Here is a 16,875-nt window from a genome sequence, read left to right on the forward strand (position 1 = left end):
CGAGGCCTCGCCGATCCAAAATGTCAAAAGACAGGGGGGCGGGGACATGCATCTGAGGGAGGACGGAATTTCATGGCGGGCATCCACGTACTCGATCGGCTGATCGGCAACGACTATCCGGACCTGGCGGCCGACGAAGAGGTCCGGGCCTTCGAGCAGGTCCCTTACGCCGATCGCGTCGCGGCCGAGAGCACCTATGACGCGATCAGGCTCGGTGCGGAGCGCAATCCCGACGGCGCTGCGATCCAGTTCCTGCAAAACGCCGACCCGGCCGATACGCCGGTCGTGGTCACGTACCGCGACTTCATCGGCCGCGTCACGCAGGCCGCCAACATGTTTCACGCGCTCGGCGCGGAGAAGGGCGACGTCATCAGCTTCATGCTGCCGCTGGTGCCCGACGCCTTCGTTACGCTGTTCGGCGCGGAAGCCGCCGGCATCGCCAATCCCGTCAATCCGCTGCTCGAGCCGCACCAGATCGCGGAGATCCTGGAGGCCGCGAACACGAAGATCCTGGTGGCGCTCGGGCCGATGCCCGGCACCGACATCTGGCAGAAGGTCGAGCAGATCCGCCCGCAGCTCAAGCATCTCAAGGCGATCGTGCAGGTGTTCGGTGGCGGCGACCCCGCCAAGGGAATCTTTGCCTTCAACGATCTCATCAAGCAGCAGCCGTCAGACCGGCTGGTCAGCGGACGCACGATTCTCGGCAGCGATATCGCCGCCTATTTCCACACCGGCGGCACCACCGGCACGCCAAAGCTGGTGCGGCATACTCACGCCAACCAGGTCTATCAGGCCTGGGCGCTCAATCTGCTGCTGAAGCCGAGGCCGGGGTCCAACCTGCTGTTCGGCATGCCGCTGTTTCACGTCGGCGGATCGCTGACGCAGGTGCTGCTGACGCTGTCGAGCGGCGGCTCGCTGGTCGTGCTGTCGCCGAGCGGATGGCGCAACCCGAATTCGGTGAAGAACATCTGGGGGCTGGTCGAACGCTTCAAGCCCGAGGCGCTGTCGAGCGTGCCGACGGTCCTGGCCGCGACGCTGGCGGTGCCGCCGGGCAATGCGGATATCTCCAGCCTGAAATATGCCGCCGGCGGCGGCTCGGCGATCCCCGTCGCGGTCGGCTCGGCGATCCAGGACAAGCTGAAGCTGCCGGTGGTCGAGGTCTACGGCATGACCGAGACGTCGAGCGTGCACACGCTGGCCTATCCGTCGCGGCCGATCCGGCTCGGCTCGGTCGGCCTTCCCATGCCTTATGCGCGCGTGCGCATCGTGCAGCTCGACGCCGACGGCCGTCTGATCCGCGACTGCGCGCCGGACGAGATCGGCGTCGTCGTCATGGCCGGGCCCGGCGTGTTCGGCGGCTATCTCAACGACGATCACAACAAGGGCGCCTTCGTCGACGAGGTCTGGGTCAATTCCGGCGATCTCGGCCGGCTGGACGCCGATGGCTATCTCTGGATCACCGGCCGCGCCAAGGATCTCGTCATCCGCGGCGGCCACAACATCGATCCGGCGCCGATCGAGGAGATCATGTTCCGCCATCCGGCCGTCGGCTTCGCCGCGGTGGTCGGCCAGCCCGACGCCTATGCGGGCGAACTGCCCGTGGGTTACGTGCAGTTGAAGCCGGGCGCGACCGTCGCGCCGGGCGAACTCGAGGCGTGGGTGCGCGAGCGCACGCCGGAGCGTGCTGCCGTACCGGTGCAGGTCATCCCGATCGACCCGATGCCGGTAACGGGTGTCGGCAAGGTGTTCAAGCCGCAGCTGCGCTGGGATGCCGCGCAGCGCGTGTTCACCAATGTACTGGCGCCGCTCGCCGAGCGCGGCATCGACTGCAAGGTCAAGGTCGGCGCCCACGGCAGCCACGGCTCGATCGCCACCGTGACGCTTACCGGCCTGCCGGAGGATCAGCGCGCGCTCGTTGGCCAAGAGGTACACGCGCTGCTTGCACCATTCGTGATGCGCCACGAGGTGGTGCACGAATAGGTGCGAAACAGCATCACCCTCGGGGCGAGACACACCCGGGAATTATCCATGACTCCGCTTTCGAAGCCTTTGTGTGATGCACGTCACGCTCGGGACGTTTGCATTCGGCCATGCTGCGAATATTGTGATGGAATTGCATCGGCGGGGACTGCAAGTGATTCCGCTTCGATTGTTTGGTTTGTTGATTATTGCGATCTGGCTCATCTGCGGACCGGCCCAAGCCGAGAAGCGGGTCGCCCTTGTGATCGGCAATTCCGCCTACAAGAGCGTGCCGAAGCTGGCAAACCCCGTGAGCGACGCCAGCCTGATCGGCGGCGTACTGAGGAGAGCCGGCTTCGACACGGTCGATGTCAGGCAGGACCTCAGCGCGTCCGAGATGCGCAAGGCGCTGCGCGAATTTGGTAGCAGGACGCGCGACGCAGATGTTGCCGTGGTCTACTACGCCGGCCATGGCATGGAGGTGGACGGCGCGAACTATCTCATCCCGACCGACGCGACGCTTGAGACCGATACCGACGTCTATGACGAGGCGCTGCCGCTCGATCGCGTGCTGGTGACGATCGAGACAGCCAAGCAGCTTCGGCTCGTTATCCTTGATGCCTGCCGCGACAACCCGTTCGCCAAGAGCATGAAGCGGACGGTGGCCTCCCGTGCGATCGGCCGCGGGCTTGCCAAGGTTGAGCCGACCAGTCCGAATACGATGATTGCGTTCGCGGCCAAAGCCGGTTCGACAGCATCAGACGGTGACTTGAGGAATAGCCCGTTCGCAACCGCCTTGGCCGATCATCTGCCAAAGCCTGGCCTCGATCTGCGCAAGGCCTTTGGCTTCGTGCGCGACGACGTGCTCAAGACCACCGGCTACAAGCAGGAGCCGTATGTCTACGGTTCGCTCGGCGGTGACGATGTCCCGCTGGTTGCGGCCAAGCCCGCTGCCACAGGTCCGCAGGCGAATCCGCAGGATGCCATTCGCAGGGATTATGAGCTCGCGCTGCAGCTCGGCACACGCGACGGCTGGGAAGCCTTTCTGGGGCAATATCCCGACGGCTTCTATGCCAATCTGGCCAAGGGGCAATTGAACAAGATCACCGCTGAAGAAACACGCGCGACGGCTGAGCAAAAGGCGAAAGCGGCCGAGCACGAGAAGGCAAGACTCATCGCCGAGCGTGCCCAGAAGGCCGAGCAGGAGAAGGCGGCCGCCGCGGCCAAGGCGGCGGAAGAAGCCAGGATCGCGGCGGAGAAGGCGAAAGCGATCGAGCAGGCCAGAGCCGATGCTGCCGAGCAGCAGCGCAAGGCGGCCGAGGCCGCCGCTGCAAGAGCGCTTGCGGAGAAGCAGGCGGCGGAGAAGGCCAAGGCCGAGCTGGCCGCCAAGCAGGCGGCGGAGAAAGAGGCCGCCGCCGGGGCGACGAAGCAGACGGCCGACCGGCAGATGTTGCCCGACGGCGAAAACCAGAAAGTGGCCGCGCTCGCACCCGCGCCGACATCGACCGTATCGGCGGCCGATCTGGCGAAATCAGTGCAGAGCGAATTGCGCCGGGTCGGCTGCCTGACCTCGGCTGCGGAGGGCGAGTGGAGTTCGGCCGCGCAGCGTTCGCTGACGCTGTTCAACAAATATGCCGGCACCAAGTTTGACGTGAAGCTGGCGAGCGTTGACGCGCTCGATGCACTGAAGACGAAGCAGGGACGGGTCTGCCCGCTCGTGTGCAATTTCGGCTTCAAGGCCGACGGCGATCAATGCGTGAAGATCACCTGCCGCGCCGGCTATCGCGTCGGGGACGACAACGAATGCGAGAAGGTGCAGGAGAAGAAGCCGGTTGCGACGCGCGAGGACTCGAAGAAGCGCGATCAGGACCGGAAAGAGGCGGAATCCGCGGCACCAAAGTCGCAAGCGTCCGGGCAGATGATCTGCCGCAGCGGTATCTGCAGGCCGGTCGGAAAAGGGTGCCGTCTCGGAACGGAGACGAGCAGAGGCATGACGTACACAACGGAGATATGCAACTAAGCGTGATGCGATGAGGATGAATCGCCATCGCGCTTCAGGTCGTTGTTTGGACAACGCATCGCCGCTACCCGCGGATCGCCGCATTGGCCCTTTCGGCCGCGCCCGTCATCGCATCCTTCGCCGATTTCGCACCGTTGACCACTTCGTTCACGCCGATCATGAAGGCGTCCAGGATCAGTCTCGAACGCGGATGGAAAAGAATTGCCTTGGCGCGGTCGACGTCGGCATTCTGCAAGTTTGTCAGCGCCGCCTCGGCGGCCTGCGGCCCGAACGCCTTCTTGAAGCCCTCGCTCGACCAGGCCGACACGCGTGTCGTCGCCAGCCCCGCTGCAGCAGTGCGCAGCGAGGTCGCCTTGCTCGTCGCCCAGAGCAGGAACAGGAAAGCCGCCCGCTTGTTTCGAGATCTGGAATTGATGCACGCCTGCCAGTGCGACATGAAGGGGACGGGTCCGCGACCGGCGAGATGCGGGAAGGTTGCAAATCCGGCCTGCTTGGCGACACGGCTTTTCGCGGGATTGGAGATGTCGGTCGCGAAGTTGCTGCTGTCGATCGCCATGGCCGTCCGCCCCTGCAGGAAGTCGTCCAGCACGTGGTACCATTCATAGCTGCCGACGCCGGCAGGCCCGGCCTGACCGAGCAGCTGTCCGTACATCTCGACGGCCGCGATCCCCTCCGGGCTCGCGAAAGCGACCCTGTTGTGTTCGACCATGGCCCCGCCGTAGGAGAACAGGAAGCCCATGGCCGGTGGGGAGGAATTGCCGCTGGCCTGAGCCCGCATCGCGATCCCCGACATCCCGTTGGTCTTGACCGCCTTGGCGGCGACAAGCAGCTCCTCGAAAGTCTGCGGAATCGGCAGATCCTTGGCTGCCAGCGCATCGCTGTTGATGAACAGGGTCATTGCCTCCGAGGTAATCGGGACGGCGTACCGTTCGCCGTCCGACCACAGCGGGAAGGCTCGGGCCGTCCTGAGCAGGTCGCTCTCGTCATACCAGGCGGGGTCGGTCAGCGACCTCTGGGAATAGTAGCCGTTCAGTGGCTCCACCCATCCGTTCGAGATGCCCTGACCATAGGTCGTGAACATGAAGACGTCGGGCGTGCTACTGCCGCGAGCGAGCCTGATCGGCAGCGCGCCGAGGTAGGTGGTTTCCAGTTGGAAATCGATGGTGACGTTGATGCCGGTGAGTATGGTGAACTCCGGCAACAGCGGCGTGATCGCGTTCGACCACGGATGGATCGCGCCCGAAAGCGCGATCGTCTGCCCCGCAAATTGCTTCCAGTCGATCGCGGCGTTGGCGTAAGCCGCAGCGGGATCCTCGGCAAAGCTCCAGCGCGGCAGCGCGGTCAGGCCCGCGCCAGCCGCCCCCAGTCCCTTGATGAAACTGCGCCGGCTCGCCGGATGGCTCAATGAGTTTTCACCCTGTGCCATGATGATGCTCCTTGAATCAACCAAGGGCATTCATCCATAGCACACGCTCGGGGCCGCAGCCCTGCGACATCACGGCCCTCCCGCCTGGCGTATCCGATGAATGTCGGGTTCCCGACCTCCCTATCCGTGCTATTGTCCTGTCATGCTCTGGCGTCGGCACCAGAACACGCGCGGTCACACGAGCATCGAAGACCCACGGCCAATGTCCGTTCCTGTTCGGGCCCTGCCTCTGCGATGGTTTGCTCGTCCGCTGATCCTTGCGGTCGCAGTGCTTGTGACCTTGTTTGCGGCGACCAGCTTCCTCGGCCTGCAATATTGGCAGGAGCGGCAAGCAGTTCATCACTTCATCGAACATAGCCGCCAGGTCCTCGAAACGCTCGATCGGCTGCGGGCGATCGTCGCGGAACTGGAGACTGAAAGGCGCGGGTATCTCATGACCCTCGACCCGGCCTATCTCAAGGCCTACGGCGTCTCTGACGAAAGTGTACGGCGGGAGGCTCAGGCGCTGCAGATGTTGGTCGCGGACGACCCGTTGCAGGGCCTTCGGGCCGGCCATCTGGCGCTGACCGTTACAGCCACGCTGCGCGAGATCGACGAGCTGCTGAAGACGGCCGGCACGTCCGGGCTGGCCGCGCTGGCAATGATCCGCAGCATGGACGAGATCCGCTCGCAAATCGACCAGATGGTGGATCACGAGCGCTTTCGGCTCGCCGACCGGGAGGCGCGCGCCGAAGCATTCGAGCAACGCTGGACCTGGCTGATCGCTGGCGCCGTTGTCCTCGTCATCGCGCTGGCCGGCGCGGCGCTGGCGCTCGCGCGGCTCGAAACGAAACGGCGGAGAAAGGCGATCGAGGAGAATATCCAGCTCCAGAGTGATCTTGCAGCACGGGATATCAAGATCAGGCGCCTGTTCGATGCCAACATCATCGGCATCATCATCTGGGAAGTCGAGGGGCGCATTCTCGAGGCCAACGATGCATTCCTGCGCATCGTGGGATACGACCGGGAAGATCTCAACGCAGGGCGCCTGCATCGGACCGACCTCACGCCGCCGGAATGGCGCGCCCGCGACGTGCAAACCGTGGCGGAACTGAAGCGGGTCGGGACGGCCCAGCCATTCGAGAAGGAGTATGTGCGGAAGGACGGAAGCCGTGTGCCGGTGCTGATCGGCGGGACCATGTTTGGAGAAGGTGCGGAGAATGGCGTCGGCTTTGTCCTCGATCTGACGCCTCTCAAGCGGGCGGAAGCCGAAGGCCGCGAACTCGAGCGGCGCTACCGTGAAGCGCTGATGGAGCTCGCGCACGCCAATCGCGTCACCACGATGGGGCAACTAACCGCTTCGATCGCCCACGAAGTCAACCAGCCGATCGCCGCGATAATCGCGAACGCCGAGGCCGGGGTGAATTGGCTGGAGGCCCAACCGCCAAATCTGGAGCGGGTTCGACAGACGCTCGACTGGATCACAAAGGACGGCATGCGAGCCGGTGACATCATCGGCCGGATCCGGGCGCTGATCAGGAACGCGCCCCCGCAAAAGGAGACTCTGGAGATCAACCAGGCGGTGCTTGAGGTCATCGCGCTGACACGCAGCGAAGCGTTCAAGAACGGCGTGTCGGTGCGGACGCAATTTGCCGAGGGCTTGCCGCCGGTTCAGGCAGATCGGGTTCAACTTCAGCAAGTCGTGCTCAACCTGATCGTCAACGCGATCGAGGCGATGGCCGCGGTCGGCGAGGGGGGACGCGAGTTGCTGATCAGCACCGGTCGGCATGGATCGGACGGCGTCCACGTCACCTTGCGGGATTCCGGTCCAGGGCTGGATCCGAAGAACGTGGAGCGCCTGTTCGAAGCCTTCTACACCACCAAGCCCACAGGCATGGGGATGGGTCTCGCCATCTGCCGCTCGATCATCGAGGCGCATGGCGGGCGGATGTCGGCCGGCGCAAACGAGCCGCGGGGCGCCTTCTTTCAGTTCACCCTGCCTCTTGCGTTGGACGAGACCGCATCTCGCCTGCTGGAGGCGGAGGAGGCAAGTGGTCGACGTTCTGCGGCGCGATGACGGGCTCCGCGTCGCCTGGTCCTCTGCGGGAATGTAGCCCGGATGAGCGAAAGCGACATCCGCGACGTCAAGAGGATCGGTATTCGCGTTCCCGGGTGTCGCTGCGCTCACCCGGGCTACACGTGCAGCGAATACAGTCTCAAGCCGCCGGCAACCTCGTCTCGATCAGGCGCACCCAGAACGAGGCGCCGTGGCCGAGGATGTTGTCGTTGAAGATATAGGACGGGTGGTGGCATTCGTTGCCGTCGCCCATGCCGACCAGCACCATCGCGCCGGGACGCGCTTCGAGCATGAAGGAGAAGTCCTCGGCGCCCATCATCGGAATGAACTTGTCGTTGACGCGGTCGGCGCCGACGATGTCGCGGGCGACGTCGGCGGCAAGGCCAGCCTCGCGCGCATGGTTCATCGTCACCGGATACATCCGCGTGTATTTCGTCTCCGCCGAGCCGCCATAGGCGCGGGCGACGCTCTCGGCGACCTCGCCGATGCGGCGCTCGACGAGATCGCGCACCTCGGGGTCGAGCGTACGCACGGTGCCGCCGAGCTCGGCAACCTCCGGGATGATGTTGAAGGCGGTGCCGGAGTGGAATTGCGTGATCGAGATGACCGCGGATTTGAGCGGATCGACGTTGCGCGCGACGATCGATTGCAGCGCATTGACGATCTGCGAGCCGATCAGCACGCTGTCGACCGATTTGTGCGGACCCGCGCCGGCGTGACCGCCCTTGCCGTGGACCGTGATCTGGATGTTGTCGGAGGAGGCGAGCATCGCGCCGGGGGTGGTCGCGAAATGACCTTCGGGCAGGTTCGGCATGTTGTGCATGCCGTACACTTCCTGGATGTTCCAGCGCGTCATCAGCCCATCCTCGACCATGGCCTTGCCGCCGCCGCCGCCTTCCTCGGCGGGCTGGAAGATCATGATTGCGCTGCCGTCGAAATTGCGCGTCTCGGCGAGATATTTTGCCGCGCCCAGCAGCATCGCGGTGTGGCCGTCATGGCCGCAGGCGTGCATCTTGCCGGGGACCTTGGAGGCGTAGGGCACGCCCGACGTCTCCATGATCGGTAGCGCGTCCATGTCGGCGCGCAGGCCAATCGTCTTGCCGGAAGCGGATTTGCGGCCGCGGATCACGCCGACCACGCCGGTGCGGCCGATGCCCGTCACCACCTCGTCGCAGCCGAACGCGCGCAATTTCTCGGCGACGATGCCGGCGGTGCGGTGGACTTCGTAGAGCAGCTCCGGGTTCTCGTGGAAGTCATGGCGCCAGGCGGCCATTTCGTCGGAGAGTGCGGCGATGCGGTTGACGATGGGCATGAGGGGGATCCGTTTCTTTTGGGTTCTCTCGTCATTCCGGGGCGATGCGTAGCATCGAACCCGGAATCTGGAGATCGTAGCGCGAGATTCCGGGTTCACGCTTCGCGTGCCCCGGAATGACGAGAATAATCAGCTCTCGCCGAACACGCGCTTGAAGATCGTGTCGACGTGCTTGAGGTGATAGCCGAGGTCGAACTGCTCCTCGATCTCGGCGTCGGTGAGATACTTCTTCACTTCAGTGTCCTTCTTCAGGAGCTGGAGGAAGTCGCCTTCGCCGCGCCAGACCGGCATGGCGTTGCGCTGCACGAGCTTGTAGGCGTCCTCGCGGCTCGCGCCCTTCTGCGTCAGCGCCAGCAGCACGCGCTGGGAGTGCACGAGGCCGCCGAGGCGATCGAGATTCTTCTGCATGTTGGCGGGATACACCAGCAGCTTGTCGATCAGGCCGGCAAGGCGCACCAGCGCGAAGTCGAGCGTCACGGTCGCATCGGGTCCCATCATCCGCTCGGCGGAGGAGTGCGAGATGTCGCGCTCGTGCCAGAGCACGACGTTCTCCAGTGCCGGCGTCACATAGGCGCGCACCATGCGGGAGAGGCCGGTGAGGTTTTCGGACAGCACCGGGTTGCGCTTGTGCGGCATGGCGGAGGAGCCCTTCTGTCCCTCGGAGAAGAACTCTTCGGCCTCCAGCACCTCGGTGCGCTGCATGTGGCGGATCTCGACCGCAATGCGCTCGACCGAGGAGGCGATCACGCCAAGGGTCGAGAAATACATCGCGTGGCGGTCGCGCGGGATCACCTGGGTCGAGATCGGCTCGGGCACGAGGCCCATGGCTTTTGCTACGTGCTCTTCGACGCGCGGATCGATCTGCGCGAAGGTACCGACGGCGCCGGAGATCGCGCAGGTCGCAACTTCCTTCCGCGCCGCGATCAGGCGCTCCTTGGCGCGCGAGAATTCGGCATAGGCATAGGCGAGCTTGAGGCCGAAGGTCACCGGCTCGGCATGGATGCCGTGGCTGCGGCCGATGGTCGGCGTCATCTTGTGCTCGAAGGCGCGCTTCTTCAGCGCCGCCAGCACCTTGTCGAGGTCGGCGAGCAGCAGGTCGGCGGCGCGGGTGAGCTGGACGTTGAGGCAGGTGTCGAGCACGTCGGAGGAGGTCATGCCCTGGTGCACGAAGCGCGCCTCGGGGCCGACGATCTCGGCGAGGTGGGTGAGGAAGGCAATGACGTCGTGCTTGGTCTCGCGCTCGATCTCGTCAATGCGGGCGACGTCGAAGGTGGCGTTACGGGCTTTGTCCCAGACCGTCTTGGCGGCCTGTTTCGGGATCGTCCCGAGCTCGGCCAGGGCGTCCGCCGCATGCGCCTCGATCTCGAACCAGATCTTGAACCGGGTCTGCGGCTCCCAGATCGAGGCCATTTCCGGGCGGGTGTAGCGGGGGATCATCAGACTGCTCCAGGAAGGTGGGCGGCGGCCCCAGGGGGCGGCGACCGGCCAAAATGCTTTTTACGCCGTGATTTAGCAGAGCGGGGAGGGCGAAACAAACGGTGGAGGCAAGGTAACGGGGGATGACCGCTGGACCCGCCCGCAGGGTCGGCGGGTCAAAAAGTAACTGTCAATCACGGATCATTGACTGACAGATATTGAAATCTGTCAGCGGGACGTGTATATCCGTTCTCGGATGCTCCGATTGGGCATCCCGCGGCCACCCCCGGAAGCCCCGACGTCCGAAACAAATGCGGATCGAGGGACGAAATTGAAGAGAGGGGACCGTGGACGAATGGAGACTTACGACAATGACGACCGAAATCATCAATTTGACCGGGACGATTGGGCATTGGCTCAATTTACTGGTGGCGCGCCAGATCGCGGCGCAGGCTGCAAAACTGCCTCATTGAGGCGAGAGTTTTCCGAACGACCGGCAAGGGCGCTTCGGAAGCAGCGCCATCGCCGGATAAATGAACCCCGAGCGGGAACATGGTGCTGGCATGAACGAAGCCGTTGTCTTGACGCCGGAGCGGATCCTCGAAGTTACCGAGGACGTGCTCAGGCGCTACGGACTTGCCAAGGCCACCGTGGTCGACGTTGCCCGTGCGCTCGATGTGAGCCACGGCAGCGTCTATCGCCATTTCCCAAGCAAGGCCTCGCTGCGCGAGGCCGTTGCCAAACGCTGGCTTGACCGTATCGACGCGCCGCTCCTGGCGATTGCCAAGGAGCAGGGGCCGGCGCCTGACAGGCTCGACCGCTGGCTGCGCACGCTGTTCGCCGCCAAGCGTTCGCGCGTGCTCGACGACCCCGAGATGTTCGAGACCTATCTGACCCTGGCACGCGAGGCCTGCGCGGCCGTCAAGTGCCACAAGGACACCATGATCGATCAGATCTCATCGATCCTGACCGACGGCGTGAAGCAGGGCGTGTTCGAGGTGGGCGACGTCAAGGCCACCGCCCGCGCGATCTTCGATGCCACCGTCCGCTTCCACCATCCGGCCCATGCCGACGAGTGGAAGGACGCCGATCTGCCCGCGCGCGTCGATGCGACGCTCGCGCTGCTGCTGCGCGGATTGAAGGTGGCGTGAGGCCGCGACGCCTAACTCAACCTCTTGCCTTGTGAAGAAGCGCGTCCTCGCGAACGGAGGGCGAGGCAGTTGCGTGCCTGCGCGGGTGAAACGCGCCGTTGGCTGCTGGTACGACCGGCGGGCTCTCCGGATATGTATTGACCGCGATTTCGACGATATCCTTTGACCGCTTTCGAAGGCGGTAGAATGTCAGTTCCTGCTCGAGCATCGGGCAGCGGAAGTGGACGACGGCCGTATCGGGCAAGCGGCAAAGTTCGTCGATGAGCTCGCCTACGGTGATGATCGGGGGATGGTCGACTGCCTTGTGATGAGCCTTACTCATGGCGATTCCTCCACTCTACTACTAACCGGAGCTGGAGGGCCTCCGTTCCATCCCGCTCGGCAGATTCAAGAGCAACACGTCGCTCGAGGAATCCGACAGCCCCGCTGCTAGATTCTCGTCAACCCGCAGCTCGCCGCAAGCCGCACCAGCTGCGCATCGGTGCGTGCGCCGGTCTTGGTCTTGATCAGATAGTGATAGTTCTGCACCGTCTTGACGCTGAGATTGAGGTGTGAGGCGATCTGCTCGGTGGTGGCACCGCCGGCGAACTGGCGCAGGATCTCGATCTCGCGTTCGCCCAGTTGATCCAGCACAGAACCGGTCGGCGACAGGCTGTCCTCGGCCAGGATATGCGCGATGTCGTCGCTCATGGCCCGCTCGCCGCGGGCGACGCTGCGGATCGCATTCACGACCGCGGACGGCTCGCTGCTCTTGGTGACGAAGCCAGAGGCGCCGGCGCTGAAGGCGGCCTTCACCAGCACGGCCTCGTTGTGCATGGTGAAGACCAGGATGCGCGCCCGCGGGCTGCGCGCGCGGATGTTGCGGATCGCCTCCAGCCCGCTGGCACCGGGCATCGAGATATCGAGCACGACGACGTCAGGGTCGTGCGCCTTGAAGGCGCCGTAGGCATCTGCCGCGTTGTCGGCCTCCGCCACGACATGCAGATCGCCCTGGCTTTCCAGCACGCGCCGGTAGCCTTGCCGGACGATGGGGTGGTCGTCGACCAGCAGCACGGAGATGCCTGTTGCTGCAACCTCGCTCATCCCGGCCTCACGCGGCGAGCGGGATGGTGGCGGCGACGCTGAGGCCGCCTCTGGCCGGCAGGATCGAGAGCGACCCGCCGGCGGCTGCGACGCGCTCGCGGATGCCGGTGAGGCCGAAGCCGGCCGACTGTGCGACGCGTTCCGCATCGCCGCCGCCGTCGTCCTCGACGCGGATCAGCAGCGCGTCGTCCTCGCCGGCGCGCCGCTCGACGCGCAAGGAGATCTCGCGTGCCGAACTGTGGCGCAGCGCGTTGGTCAGGCATTCCTGGGCGACGCGATAGGCGGTGGTGGCGGCCGGGCCGCTGATGTCGGTGAGATCGCCCCTGAGGTCGAGCTGGATGGTCGGCCGCGCCGCGCTCTGCGAGCGCCAGCTGTCGACGAGATTGACGAGGCTTGCCTCCAGTCCAAGCTCCTCGGGCAGGGGATTGCGCAGGCGTTTCAGGGCATCGCGCAGCGAGGCCATCAGATAATGCGTGGCCTGCGAGATCATCCGCGCATCCTGCGCAACGACGTTATCGCTTTTCTCCTTCGCGCTCGCCGTCTCGATGGTGTTGGCGAAAGCGAGGATGGCCGCGAGGTTTTGGCCGAACTCATCGTGCAGCTCGCGGGCAAGCGCGCGGCGTTCGTCGTCGCGAATCTCGATCAGCCGCCGCGTCAGCGCCGCGCGCTGTTCGGTGGCTTCCTCCAGCCGGGTGCCGAGCTCGCCGACGGCGCCCCCGATCATCGCAAGCTCCATCGAGCGGAAGCGCGGCAGTCTTGTCCGATAATGGCCGCGTGCCATGCGCTGGAGTGCTGTGACGATCGTGCGCGCCGGCGCCAGCGTATGTGCGATCGCAAGCGACGCCAGCAGCGCAATCGCCGCCGCCATCAGCAGCGCAACGTCGATGACGTTGAGGATGTAGTCCCAGGCGAGCGAGATCGCGGCCGCGGCATCGGGCGTCGCAACCACCGTGCCGGCGGCCGCGGCGCGCGGACTGACGGGCCGCACCACCTCCGCGTGGCTGCCGAGGAAGGTCGGCACGATCGATGCGAACCAGCGCGGCGGCGTCTTGCCGAGCCCCTCGCTCTGGCCGCAGAGCGGCTTTTCGAATGCGGCGGCGGGCTGGAACTCGACGCAGACGCCGGGCGAGATCAGCTTCATCGTGTCCAGCGTGCGCCACTCCGGAACCGGCAGCAGATGTTCGCGCGCTCTGCTGCTGCGCAACAACAGCTCGTGCCAGTACAGCGCCTGAAGCGCCTGCGCGACCCGCTGCGCCGAGGCCGCGGTCGCCCGGTCGACGCTGCGATAGGCGTCGAACGTGGCCCATACGGTCGCCGCGCCAAGGCAGAGCGCCACGATGAGCAGCAGACGGGCGACAAGCTGAAGCACGAGGCGCATGCGATCACCCCAAAGTTTGGTAAGGTCAGCCTAACAACGCCGCCGCGCCTTGCCAATCGCAGGGAACGGCAGGATCGCAGCTCGGGCAAATTTCCCAAGCCGGATTGGGCATGGCTCTTTGGACCGGGCGCGGCGGCTTTGATCTAATCGGTGAGGAACAAGGCCAGGAGCGGTGCAGCATGAGTTCGATGACGATTGGGCCGATCGCGGGGTCTGCTGCCGACCCCTCCGAGCGCAGCGCGCTGCTGTTCTGGATGATCTTCACCGGGCTGTCGGTCTTCGCCGTCGTGCTGCTGTGGCGCTTCGGCCTGATCCACCTGATGCTGACCTCGGACCGCACCTACATTTCCAGCGTGATCGCGCTGCTCTATATCGTCACCTGCGGCCATTGCTTCCTGCGCACGCGGGCGATCGCGCGCGAGGGGGCGGCGGCGAGGCGCTGCCGGGCGGTGCTCGCGGCGCCCGATGGCAGCAAGGTGCTCGATGCGAGCGCGACCGCACTGCCGCGCGGATTGGTGCGGGATCATATCGACAGCCTAGTCACCAAGGCCGCCGCGCAGGACTACCGCCCGGTGGACCAGACGCTGCTGCTGCGGACGCTGGCCGACCGGCTGCGCGGCTCCAACGGTTTTGGCGCCTTCGTCTCCGACACGCTGATGAAGCTCGGCCTGCTCGGCACCATCATCGGCTTCATCATCATGCTGGCGCCGATCGCGGGGTTGGACGCCGCCGACAAGGTCGCGATGCGCTCCTCGATGGGGCTGATGAGCGACGGCATGGCGGTGGCCATGTACACGACGCTGGCGGGTCTCGTCGGCTCGATCCTGGTCCGCATCCAGTACTACATGCTGGATGCCGCGACCCAGCAGGTGTTCTCGGATGCGGTGGTGCTGACCGAGACCTATGTGACGCCGGTGCTGGAACGCAAGGGTGCCGGAACCCCGTCATGATGGATGATTTCGGTCTCTATCCGCGCGAGGAGCCGTTCGATCCGCTCGGCGTGATGCTGTTCAAGGCGCTCCAGGTGATCGCGTTCCTGTTCTTCCTCGCGCTCCTCGCGGTCTCTCCCGACGCCAAGGACGGCAAGATCGACTCCAAGGCCGAGTTCATGATCACGCTGGACTGGCCCGACAACCACCCCGACGATCTCGACCTGTTCGTGCAGGATCCCGCCGGCAATATCGCCTGGTATCGTCACCGCGAGGCCGGCTTCCTCACGCTCGACCGCGACGACCGCGGCGGGGCCAACGACTTCATCATGGTCGCCGGCAAGAAGATCGCCTCGCCCATCCGCGAGGAGATCGTCACCGTACGCGGCATCGTCGCCGGCGAATACACCGTCAACGTCTCGCATTTCGTCGCGACGACCGGCGAGCCCGTCACGGCCAATGTGAAGGTACAGAAGCTCAATCCGACCGCGCAGGTGGTCTTCGACAACAAGTTCACGCTCGACCACACCGGCGACGAGAAGACCGCGGTGCGGTTCCGGATCGATGCGGAAGGAAAGGTCGTCAACGTGGACCAGCGGCCGAAATCGCTGCTGGAGACGTTCCGCAACAGCTGGCGCAACGGCGCCGATATCGACCCGAGGACGCGGGTGAGGGTGCGCCGTGAGTAACCTGCAAACGGTCATCCTGACGCTGTCGGTCGCCTATGCCGTCATCGGTGCGCTGCTGCTGGTCGTGCTGGTCTATGCGCGGCTGCACTGGTCGCTGAAGGCGGTCGCGGTGGTCGTGACCAGCGCCTTCTATGTCGTCAGCTTCACGGAAATGCGCGGGCTGCTCGGCTGGGCGAGCACCGAGCGGCTGCCTGCTACCTTCAAGCTGCTCCAGGCCCGCATCGTCGAGCCGCATTCGCTTGAGGGCGATCCCGGCTCGATCTATCTGTGGGTCGAGCAGCTCGACGAGGACAATCGTCCGAGCGGCATCCCCCGGGCCTTCCGCGTGCCCTACGACGACCGGCTGGCCGACAAGACCCATGCCGCACAGAACGAGATCGCGGCCGGGCATCCGCAAGGCGGGCGCGCCGCGGATTTCGGCGGTGGCGACGGCAGCCTGATCGACATGGTCCGGGAATATGTGACGCCCAAGACCATTTTGGAGACCAGCGGCGGCGATTCCTCGACCGGCGAATTCACCGCCCCGCCGGCCGGCGCGCAAGGCGTCGTGTTCACGCCGCTGCCGCCGCCCCGGATGCCGCCGAAGGACGAGCAATAGACTCTTGACCATCGCGGCGGGGGCGCGCTGGAAAACGGCCCCGCGCTGGCGCATCCTGTTGACGTCCCTCAATTTGGCCTTATCGGCTTTCGATAAGAACCTGAGGGTGGAGGGTGCGTGCTTCTCGCTGTCTTATCGGATATCCACGGCAATCGGCAGGCGTTCGAAGCCTGCCTGAAGGTTGCCCGTGCGAAGGGCGGGGAGCGGTTCATCCTGCTCGGTGATTTCGTCGGCTATGGCGCCGATCCGGAATGGGTCGTGGATACCGCGATGGAGCTCGTCGCCGGGGGCGCTGTGGCCGTGCGCGGCAATCACGACCAGGCGGTGAATTCCTCGGCCGAGACCATGAATGCCGAAGCGCAGATCGCGATCGAATGGACCCGCGGCCGGCTCGACACCGCGCAGCGGCGGTTCCTCGCCGAATTGCCGATGCTGGTGGAGGACAGCGACCGGCTGTTCGTGCATTCGGAAGCCTCCAGTCCGCAGCGCTGGCACTACGTCCGCTCGACGGCGGATGCCGCCAAGAGCCTGATATCGACGTCCGCCCATGTCACCTTCTGCGGCCACATCCATCGTCCTGCGCTCTATTCGATGTCGGTGACGGCGAAGATGACGAGCTTCGTGCCGAAGACCGACGTCCCGGTGCAGCTCCTGCGCGGACGGCAATGGCTCGCCGTGCTCGGCTCGGTCGGCCAGCCCCGCGATAGCGATCCGTCCGCATCTTTCGTGCTGTTCGACACCGTCTCGTGCCAGATCACCTATTGCCGCGTGCCCTATGACATCGCCAGCGCGGCGAACAAGATCCGCGAGAACGGCCTGCCGCCCTGGCTCGCCGACCGGCTGTCGCAAGGACGGTGA

Annotated in this window: 14 protein-coding genes; 8 read left to right on the top strand and 6 right to left on the bottom strand. The window is 65.2% G+C overall.

Annotated elements, in window-relative coordinates:
• Positions 1-72: 72 nt before the first annotated feature.
• Positions 73-1,980, top strand: coding sequence for an acyl-CoA synthetase (locus XI08_RS30705; RefSeq protein ID WP_271577253.1), 1,908 nt, complete (start codon positions 73-75; stop codon positions 1,978-1,980).
• A 127-nt stretch (positions 1,981-2,107) separates the two neighbouring features.
• Positions 2,108-3,979, top strand: coding sequence for a caspase family protein (locus tag XI08_RS30710; protein ID WP_271577254.1), 1,872 nt, complete (start codon positions 2,108-2,110; stop codon positions 3,977-3,979).
• Between the two features lie 64 nt (positions 3,980-4,043).
• Here XI08_RS30710 and XI08_RS30715 read toward each other — a convergent pair whose 3' ends face one another.
• Complete coding sequence (locus XI08_RS30715) at positions 4,044-5,405, bottom strand: ABC transporter substrate-binding protein (protein WP_271577255.1); 1,362 nt, start codon at positions 5,403-5,405, stop codon at positions 4,044-4,046.
• Positions 5,406-5,607: 202 nt separating this feature from the next.
• On the opposite strand from XI08_RS30715, the gene XI08_RS30725 reads away from it, so the two are divergent.
• Positions 5,608-7,461 (top strand): CHASE3 domain-containing protein, encoded by a 1,854-nt coding sequence (locus XI08_RS30725; RefSeq protein WP_333928589.1) that lies wholly within the window; start codon positions 5,608-5,610, stop codon positions 7,459-7,461.
• Between the two features lie 139 nt (positions 7,462-7,600).
• Here the strand turns inward: XI08_RS30725 and XI08_RS30730 are convergent, their stop codons facing one another.
• Positions 7,601-8,773 carry a M20 aminoacylase family protein gene (locus XI08_RS30730; protein WP_271577256.1) on the bottom strand — a complete coding sequence of 391 codons (1,173 nt, stop codon included), beginning with the start codon at positions 8,771-8,773 and terminating at the stop codon, positions 7,601-7,603.
• 129 nt (positions 8,774-8,902) lie between these two features.
• A complete protein-coding gene (gene purB / locus XI08_RS30735) occupies positions 8,903-10,210 on the bottom strand; it encodes an adenylosuccinate lyase (protein ID WP_027548669.1) in 1,308 nt (435 codons plus the stop codon).
• Between the two features lie 542 nt (positions 10,211-10,752).
• On the opposite strand from purB, the gene XI08_RS30740 reads away from it, so the two are divergent.
• Complete coding sequence (locus tag XI08_RS30740; RefSeq protein ID WP_271577257.1) at positions 10,753-11,340, top strand: TetR family transcriptional regulator; 588 nt, start codon at positions 10,753-10,755, stop codon at positions 11,338-11,340.
• Positions 11,341-11,356: 16 nt separating this feature from the next.
• Here XI08_RS30740 and XI08_RS30745 read toward each other — a convergent pair whose 3' ends face one another.
• The 3 genes from XI08_RS30745 to XI08_RS30755 all read right to left on the bottom strand — a co-directional run bounded on the left by XI08_RS30745 (position 11,357) and on the right by XI08_RS30755 (position 13,801).
• Entirely contained in the window at positions 11,357-11,662 is a 306-nt protein-coding gene (locus XI08_RS30745) for a hypothetical protein (RefSeq protein ID WP_271577258.1), read from the bottom strand.
• 107 nt (positions 11,663-11,769) lie between these two features.
• Entirely contained in the window at positions 11,770-12,423 is a 654-nt protein-coding gene (locus XI08_RS30750; protein ID WP_271577259.1) for a response regulator, read from the bottom strand.
• Positions 12,424-12,430: 7 nt separating this feature from the next.
• Positions 12,431-13,801, bottom strand: coding sequence for a sensor histidine kinase (locus XI08_RS30755; RefSeq protein ID WP_271577260.1), 1,371 nt, complete (start codon positions 13,799-13,801; stop codon positions 12,431-12,433).
• A 179-nt stretch (positions 13,802-13,980) separates the two neighbouring features.
• Between XI08_RS30755 and XI08_RS30760 the strand changes: the two genes are divergently transcribed.
• The 4 genes from XI08_RS30760 to XI08_RS30775 all read left to right on the top strand — a co-directional run bounded on the left by XI08_RS30760 (position 13,981) and on the right by XI08_RS30775 (position 16,875).
• Positions 13,981-14,751, top strand: a complete 771-nt coding sequence (locus XI08_RS30760; RefSeq protein WP_271577261.1) for a MotA/TolQ/ExbB proton channel family protein — start codon at positions 13,981-13,983, stop codon at positions 14,749-14,751.
• On the top strand, positions 14,748-15,419 hold the full coding sequence (locus XI08_RS30765; RefSeq protein WP_271577262.1) for a hypothetical protein: 672 nt from the start codon (positions 14,748-14,750) through the stop codon (positions 15,417-15,419). Before XI08_RS30760 ends, XI08_RS30765 begins: the two co-directional genes overlap by 4 nt.
• Positions 15,412-16,017 carry a hypothetical protein gene (locus XI08_RS30770; protein ID WP_027548676.1) on the top strand — a complete coding sequence of 202 codons (606 nt, stop codon included), beginning with the start codon at positions 15,412-15,414 and terminating at the stop codon, positions 16,015-16,017. Before XI08_RS30765 ends, XI08_RS30770 begins: the two co-directional genes overlap by 8 nt.
• A 117-nt stretch (positions 16,018-16,134) precedes the next feature.
• Positions 16,135-16,875, top strand: a complete 741-nt coding sequence (locus XI08_RS30775; RefSeq protein WP_271577263.1) for a metallophosphoesterase family protein — start codon at positions 16,135-16,137, stop codon at positions 16,873-16,875.

Origin of the sequence: Bradyrhizobium sp. CCBAU 11361 (genome assembly GCF_028128935.1) — a bacterium.
In the GTDB taxonomy this organism is placed as follows: Bacteria; Pseudomonadota; Alphaproteobacteria; order Rhizobiales; family Xanthobacteraceae; genus Bradyrhizobium; species Bradyrhizobium niftali.

Excerpts from the sequence above, each read along its gene's own strand:
- XI08_RS30750 (WP_271577259.1), bottom strand. The coding sequence starts at position 12,423 with ATGAGCGAGGTTGCAGCAACAGGCATCTCCGTGCTGCTGGTCGACGAC.
- XI08_RS30740 (WP_271577257.1), top strand. The coding sequence starts at position 10,753 with ATGAACGAAGCCGTTGTCTTGACGCCGGAGCGGATCCTCGAAGTTACC.
- XI08_RS30765 (WP_271577262.1), top strand. The coding sequence starts at position 14,748 with ATGATGGATGATTTCGGTCTCTATCCGCGCGAGGAGCCGTTCGATCCG.
- XI08_RS30755 (WP_271577260.1), bottom strand. The coding sequence starts at position 13,801 with ATGCGCCTCGTGCTTCAGCTTGTCGCCCGTCTGCTGCTCATCGTGGCG.
- XI08_RS30730 (WP_271577256.1), bottom strand. The coding sequence starts at position 8,773 with ATGCCCATCGTCAACCGCATCGCCGCACTCTCCGACGAAATGGCCGCC.
- XI08_RS30725 (WP_333928589.1), top strand. The coding sequence starts at position 5,608 with ATGTCCGTTCCTGTTCGGGCCCTGCCTCTGCGATGGTTTGCTCGTCCG.
- XI08_RS30705 (WP_271577253.1), top strand. The coding sequence starts at position 73 with ATGGCGGGCATCCACGTACTCGATCGGCTGATCGGCAACGACTATCCG.
- XI08_RS30760 (WP_271577261.1), top strand. The coding sequence starts at position 13,981 with ATGAGTTCGATGACGATTGGGCCGATCGCGGGGTCTGCTGCCGACCCC.
- purB (WP_027548669.1), bottom strand. The coding sequence starts at position 10,210 with ATGATCCCCCGCTACACCCGCCCGGAAATGGCCTCGATCTGGGAGCCG.
- XI08_RS30710 (WP_271577254.1), top strand. The coding sequence starts at position 2,108 with ATGGAATTGCATCGGCGGGGACTGCAAGTGATTCCGCTTCGATTGTTT.
- XI08_RS30715 (WP_271577255.1), bottom strand. The coding sequence starts at position 5,405 with ATGGCACAGGGTGAAAACTCATTGAGCCATCCGGCGAGCCGGCGCAGT.
- XI08_RS30745 (WP_271577258.1), bottom strand. The coding sequence starts at position 11,662 with ATGAGTAAGGCTCATCACAAGGCAGTCGACCATCCCCCGATCATCACC.